Raw genomic sequence first — 6,000 nt, 5'->3', positions numbered from 1 at the left:
TACCACATGGTAGCGTCGAACGTAAATGTTCTCAACAGATTTAGATAGTTTTTCTAATTTCATGTGATAACTCCTTTGTATGGTATAATCATTATATCACAAAGAAAGAAGTGACTACATATGATTAAACACGAACGCGGTTATGTCTACAATTTCTCGTACCATATTGTCTGGGTTACGAAGTATCGCAAACCTGTATTCACCACGCCTAAGTTCGTTCAGGATATGAAAGACGCTATCCAGTATCTCGCTGACAAGCATGATGTCGAAATTCAATCTATGGAAGTCATGCCTGACCACGTACATTTGCTAGTCAGCTTCAAACCGAAACTTGCGCCCGCTGATGTCGTTAAGATCCTCAAAGGGTCAAGTGCTCGCTTATGGTTCACAGCTCACCCGGAGACAAAGCGCAAACTGTGGGGCGGTCACTTATGGGCTCCTAGCTACTACATTGGGACGTTAGGCGAAATGTCTAAGCAAGTTGTCGAAGAATACATTAACAATCAACGTACAGAAAAAAGCAACGCTGGCCGTCCCTCTAAAAAGGGCAACTAATGTTGCTTTTCGTTTGACTTCATCTCGGCACTAAAGTACCGAGTTTTCGCCTTGGCTACCGAGATGTGGGAGTTATGCTCCACAATAAAAAATATAGTAACGCCATTAAACGATAATTATTTTCATTTTTATCTGTAATTCTTAAAGATGCTTGGAATTATAGTTTGAAATTACTTTATCTTATTTGGAATGTCGGCAACTAACTGTAATGAGCAACCCTTTTTTAGTAGCCGCCAGTTTATGCTAAAATGAAAGTAATCTAAAACGCGCGCCACCAACGTTCACGCGCTTGAACGGGTGGTGCGGTACTGAAAGGAATCCTGAATAATGGCAACAGTTGCAGTGGTATTTGCAGACGGATGTGAAGAAGTTGAAGGATTGAGCGTGGTCGACGTTTTACGGCGGCTCAATATCCCAACGGACATGGTGGGCTTAACCAGCCGCGACGTCATGGGGGATCATAAAATTAAGTTAACCTGTGACAAGGTCGTTGACGACAGTTTGTTGGACTACGACTTAGTCGCGTTTCCGGGCGGTATGACCGGCTCCGCCAATTTACGGGACAACGCTAAGCTGCGCGACCTAATGGTTAAGCGGCACGAAGCTGGCAAGTGGGACGCCGCCATGTGTGCGGCACCGCGGGCGTTAGCGCGCTATGGCGTCTTGGCGGATGCGGACTATACGATTTTCCCTGGCCTGGATTCGGAAACGAAGCAGGATGCACCAACTGGGCACTTCAAGGAAACCATTACGGTCACGGATCAAGAGCATAAAATTTTGACTAGTCGGGGGCCAGCGACGGCCTGGGCCTTTGGCTACGCCATTGCCGAAGCGCTTGGCGTGGATACTAAGGACTTAAAACATGCGATGTTGTACGACTACTTGGCCGAAAACATCCAGGACAGCCTTTAGACCAGTTAAGAATGGAACCGGCAGCGTTCAGTGTAAGCTATCAACGGGGCTGTAAACCGTTTTTGAAGAAGTACGCCCGCCAGCAAGGACTGATCAAGCAAAAAGTTGCGGCGGCGCTTCAGCGTGAAGTGGCAACCGGGATGCCGAAAGTCAAGGTGGCGACGCCGGTGAAGTTAGCCGGGTTGACCTGCTACGAATTTCGGCTGAACTTAGGCGCGCTTGGGTCGGCGCGGCTGGCGTTTACCGTGCAGCGGCAACATGCCAACGTCTACTTAATAACGACCAAAATCCAGAAAGCGACTTTTAGTCACGAACTGGCCCAGGTCGTGGGGAGGTAGCGATGCAATCAATGCCGATTAAGCAAGCCGAAACGTTACTCAAGCGCCAATTAAAGACGGGGCAGGCCCAGCGGCTGACCCTGCTGACGCAGAAAAAGGACCGGGCGTTAACGCTAGAAACGCAAGCGGCCGCAGTCACGGTGATTGAAGCGGGGTTCGTTCAGGCAACCCGGACGTACGACCGGTCAGCGGCCGGGACGCGCCGGGCTGTACGGGTTGCGTTTCAGCGGGAATTTCCGCGAAGCCACCGGGTGTACGTGAAGGTAATGAAGTACTAAATTGAAAATACCTATCAACGAAGTTCGCGTTTAGCGATCATTGTTGATAGGTATTTTTATGTGTGTTAATGCTTGCCCAATTTATTATCAGTAATCAAGTTAATCGTCTTATTCATGCGACTGCGGTACTGGGCATCTTCGAGCAGCATTGCCGCAATGATGTCGAGGGCGTACATGATCGCGAATTGTGAATTAACGAAGCGCGAATTATTGACGAACTTGCTATTCTTAACGAGGATTGACAAGTCGCTCTGTTGTGCGAGTTCACTACTTTCATCGGACGTAATGGCGATGACCTTCGCACTCTTTTCCTGGGCCAGGGCCGCCGAACGGTTAACTTCAGCGGTTTCCCCGGTCAGAGAAATGGCGAGGATGACGTCGTCGGGCTGCATAATACTACTACTAATATACATAATGTGGTTGTCGGTCATTGAAAAGGCCGCAATCCCCATCCGGATGAGTCGCTGAGTCATTTCTTCAGCGGTATAGCCGGAACTCCCTAGGCCAAATAAGTAGACCCGGCGCGCCTTGGTAATTAGTTTAACCGCGTCCTGGAGCTTATCGGCGTTCAATCGTTCCCAAGTCCCGCTCAGAATTTTTTGGTAGTAATTATAAACTTGGTCGGCCACCGTATCGTGGTTGCCCGTAGTCGTAACGACCGTTTTCGGCGCCTCGGCTAATTGCAATTTGAAATTGTAAAAATTATCGCAGCCCATTTTCTTAACGAAGCGGGTGATGGTTGCGTTACTGACGTCAACCGCCTTAGCCAGACTCGAAATTGTGAGGGTCTGGACCTCTTCCGGTGCTTGAATCACCTTAAGCGCAACCTTGCGTTCCTGCCGGGATAAAGTATGGTACTGCTCTTCCACAGTATTAACGATATTCATAAAATTTCAGTCCTATCTTGATAACCGCAAATTAAATAATTAGTTTAAGCAAGTCCGAAGGGGTTTGCGGTTGGTAAGTTGCTTTTGAAAAATCGGTCGTTGGAAGCGCACCCCAACTGGCACTCGCAAAGTCAATTTTGGCGTTTAGCGCGGACTGCATGTCGTAGATCGTGTCGCCGACGTACATGGCTGTGGCGGGGTCCAGCTGGTAGTGCTTGAGCGCGTACTCTAGCGGTGCCCCGCTTGGCTTATGTTCGGTCGTATCGTCGGCGTTAACTAGGATCGGCTGGCCCGTAATTTCAGGGAAAGCCCCCAGGTCGCCGGCAATTTGGGCTCGCGTCCGCGACGTCACAACGCCGATGGTGATGTTTGCTGCGACGAGGGCTTGCAACAGTTCGGGAATCCCGTCAAAGAAGCGCAACTGGTCCTTGCTGGCGGTTAAGCGGGCGTTGAAATCGGCGATGAGTTCTGGGTTCGCCGGAACGTTTTGGGACGCTAACGCCTTATCAGTTGGGACCCCGACGAGCGTACGGGCCGTCGCTTCGGACACCTCGTAGCCGAATTTGGCCGTGGCCTCGTGGAGGGCGGTGGCGGCTAGGCTGGCTGAATCTAAGAGCGTGTTGTCAACGTCGAATAAAATAGTTTGGTAAGTCATCGTGCGCATCCTTTCTAATCATCTAAAAATTAATTTAATTATAGCATGAAACGCAACGGACTTCGGGTAAGGCGGGCGGGTGATTAAGCGGGGGGAAGGTCGGGTAAGCTGGGCTGGCCTGCTAATTATCGAAGCCTTTAGCGTCCGTAGGTTACTAGACGGAAATTGTTATGACTAGTGGCTGAGCCTTTAGCCAGAATATTTTGAGGTACATTATGGTTACGGACATGCTAAGTCAGGCGATGTGGATTCCCGTTACAAAGTGGCATTCATTGTTGGGGAGCACAATGACGGCCTTGCTGTCAGTTTAGCCCTTCAGGTTCCCCCGGCAAATGCTCAGCGGTGTCGTTACACTTAACAAGCGTTGTTTGCTTGGTTAGTGTAAGACCGGTGTTTGAGACGTGGGTTGTCGGCTCAAACCCGTGTCCACCGCGTTCCAGCATTAAGCCGGGGGGCCTGAAGGGCGGCATCGGACGAACCTGAATCCAATTATTGACTGGCAGTGTTCCAGCCAACCGGTGACACCCGCTGCTGGCGGCATTGTCGGCAGCAATTGGTACAGAGTCAATCCAATATTGACTGGCAGCAGTTTCAGCAAAACCACAAAAAAACCCGCCGAAGCTGGCACGACTTCGACGGGAGCATTGGTAATAGTATTAATATATAGGCTTGATTCGTTAATGATGAATGGTTGGGATTTAACTAAGCGTTTTTAATGCGGTTAAATTCAGCCATGTATTGCTTGGCGTTTTCGGTAACCGTATCAAAGTCACCCTTATCGCCAGGTCCAACTAAGTTACCACCAGCGCCAACCACCGTAGCACCAGCAGCAAACCAGTCTTTCAAGTTGTCAAGGTTAACCCCACCAGAAGGCATAATGCTAATTTGTGGGAATGGTGCCTTGACGTCGGCAATCATCTTAGGCGTTAAGATGTTGCCTGGGAACATCTTGACCAAGCTTGATCCGTATTGCATTGCAGTTTGCATTTCAGTAACACTCATGCAGCCTGGGATGTACGGAATTTCGTATAAGTTACATAACTTAGCAACGTCAGGGTCAAAGGTAGGTGCAACGATAAACTTCGCACCGGCCATGATGGCTAAGCGAGCAGTAGGCGCATCTAACACCGTTCCGGCACCAATCACAGCGTCGGTATCTGCATACTTGTCAGCTAATTGTCCAATAACTTGATCAGCATGAGGAACCGTAAAGGTTAATTCAATCCCCTTAACGCCACCCTTAATAGCAGCTTCGGAGGTCTTAATAGCTTGTTCTGGTGAATTACCGCGAACGACGGCAACGACGCCAGCCGCTTCAATGTTCTTTAAAATTTCGACTTTTTGCATGTGTATTACTCTCCTGTAATCAATTCAAATTAGTTCTTGAACAGACGTCCTGTTCTGTTAACTTAGATTAACGTACTAAGTAACCACCGTCAACTGCAAGTAAATGACCATTGACGTAGTTTGAAGCAGCACTTGCTAAGAATACGGCAACACCCATTAATTCGTAAGTACCACCCCAGTGACCTGCAGGGATCCGGTCAAGGATTTCCTTGTTCCGGGCTGGATCTTCACGGATTGGTTCAGTGTTAGCAGTCTTGATGTAGCCAGGAGCAATGGCGTTAACTTGAATGTTGTAAGCAGCCAATTCACTAGCAAAGGACTTCGTTAAGCCGGCAACCCCGTGCTTTGAAGCGGTGTATGAAGGAATGAACTTCCCACCTTGGAATGAAAGCATTGAGCCGATGTTAATAATCTTACCTGACTTTTGCTTAGCCATAACTTTACCAGCAGCTAATGACATGTGGTAAACGGCGTTCAAGTTAATGTTAATAACGCGATCCCAGTCAGAATCTTTTGATTCAAGTAATGGGTTCCGCTTGATCATGCCGGCGTTGTTAACCAAGATGTCGATGTGACCGAAAGTATCAACGGCTTTTTGAATAACCTTTTCAGCGATACCTTCTTCGGTTAAGTCAACGTCCATGAATTCAACTTTACGGCCACGCTTTTCAACCATCTTACGAGTATCTTCCCAGCCAGTTTGACCAAAGGTAGGAATAAAGATGTCGGCGCCAGCTTCAGCAAAGGCAACTGAGTAGGCTTGACCTAAACCAGTGTCACCACCAGTAACAACGGCAACCTTACCCTTCAATGAATAAAGGTCCATGTTGAAATGGTCCAAATCTTTTTCACGAGCTAAAATGTCTTCGCGTGTATCTGCCATGTTAAAAACACTCCTTAAATTTATTTTTTCTTTATAGGAAATTGAATTTCCTGATTACACTTAATAATATAAAGCGCTTACGCAAAAAATGCAAGTAATTTTTTCATAATGTTAGTATCATTTCTCTAGGTATCGCGGAATTCCG

8 protein-coding genes are annotated in these 6,000 nt (G+C 48.0%); 4 read left to right on the top strand and 4 right to left on the bottom strand.

All coding sequences use genetic code 11. The features are described from left to right. The first annotated feature begins 120 nt into the window (after window positions 1–120). The 4 genes from tnpA (at window position 121) to FFM79_RS06220 (ending at window position 2,083) form a co-directional block, all read left to right on the top strand. Window positions 121–555 (top strand): IS200/IS605 family transposase, encoded by a 435-nt coding sequence (tnpA, locus tag FFM79_RS06235; RefSeq protein WP_137642608.1) that lies wholly within the window; start codon window positions 121–123, stop codon window positions 553–555. 327 nt (window positions 556–882) lie between these two features. After that, the gene (locus FFM79_RS06230; protein WP_137642607.1) at window positions 883–1,467 is read left to right on the top strand and encodes a DJ-1/PfpI family protein; all 585 of its coding nucleotides are present in this window, start codon (window positions 883–885) and stop codon (window positions 1,465–1,467) included. Between the two features lie 11 nt (window positions 1,468–1,478). Further along, window positions 1,479–1,805 (top strand): hypothetical protein, encoded by a 327-nt coding sequence (locus tag FFM79_RS06225; protein WP_137642606.1) that lies wholly within the window; start codon window positions 1,479–1,481, stop codon window positions 1,803–1,805. Between the two features lie 2 nt (window positions 1,806–1,807). Beyond that, the gene (locus tag FFM79_RS06220; RefSeq protein ID WP_137642605.1) at window positions 1,808–2,083 is read left to right on the top strand and encodes a hypothetical protein; all 276 of its coding nucleotides are present in this window, start codon (window positions 1,808–1,810) and stop codon (window positions 2,081–2,083) included. Between the two features lie 65 nt (window positions 2,084–2,148). On the opposite strand, the gene FFM79_RS06215 is transcribed toward FFM79_RS06220, so the two are convergent. The 4 genes from FFM79_RS06215 to kduD all read right to left on the bottom strand — a co-directional run bounded on the left by FFM79_RS06215 (window position 2,149) and on the right by kduD (window position 5,855). Next, window positions 2,149–2,970, bottom strand: coding sequence for a MurR/RpiR family transcriptional regulator (locus FFM79_RS06215; RefSeq protein WP_137642604.1), 822 nt, complete (start codon window positions 2,968–2,970; stop codon window positions 2,149–2,151). A gap of 31 nt (window positions 2,971–3,001) precedes the next feature. Further along, a complete protein-coding gene (locus FFM79_RS06210) occupies window positions 3,002–3,625 on the bottom strand; it encodes an HAD family hydrolase (RefSeq protein WP_170177398.1) in 624 nt (207 codons plus the stop codon). Window positions 3,626–4,327: 702 nt separating this feature from the next. Next, a complete protein-coding gene (locus FFM79_RS06205; RefSeq protein ID WP_137642602.1) occupies window positions 4,328–4,972 on the bottom strand; it encodes a bifunctional 4-hydroxy-2-oxoglutarate aldolase/2-dehydro-3-deoxy-phosphogluconate aldolase in 645 nt (214 codons plus the stop codon). Between the two features lie 67 nt (window positions 4,973–5,039). Further along, window positions 5,040–5,855, bottom strand: a complete 816-nt coding sequence (kduD, locus tag FFM79_RS06200; protein WP_137642601.1) for a 2-dehydro-3-deoxy-D-gluconate 5-dehydrogenase KduD — start codon at window positions 5,853–5,855, stop codon at window positions 5,040–5,042. Between the last annotated feature and the right edge of the window lie 145 nt (window positions 5,856–6,000).

The organism is Lactiplantibacillus modestisalitolerans, assembly GCF_005405425.1.
In the GTDB taxonomy this organism is placed as follows: domain Bacteria; phylum Bacillota; class Bacilli; order Lactobacillales; family Lactobacillaceae; genus Lactiplantibacillus; species Lactiplantibacillus modestisalitolerans.
Note: the sequence above shows the minus strand (reverse complement) of the source record. Positions and strands in the feature narration are given on the sequence as shown.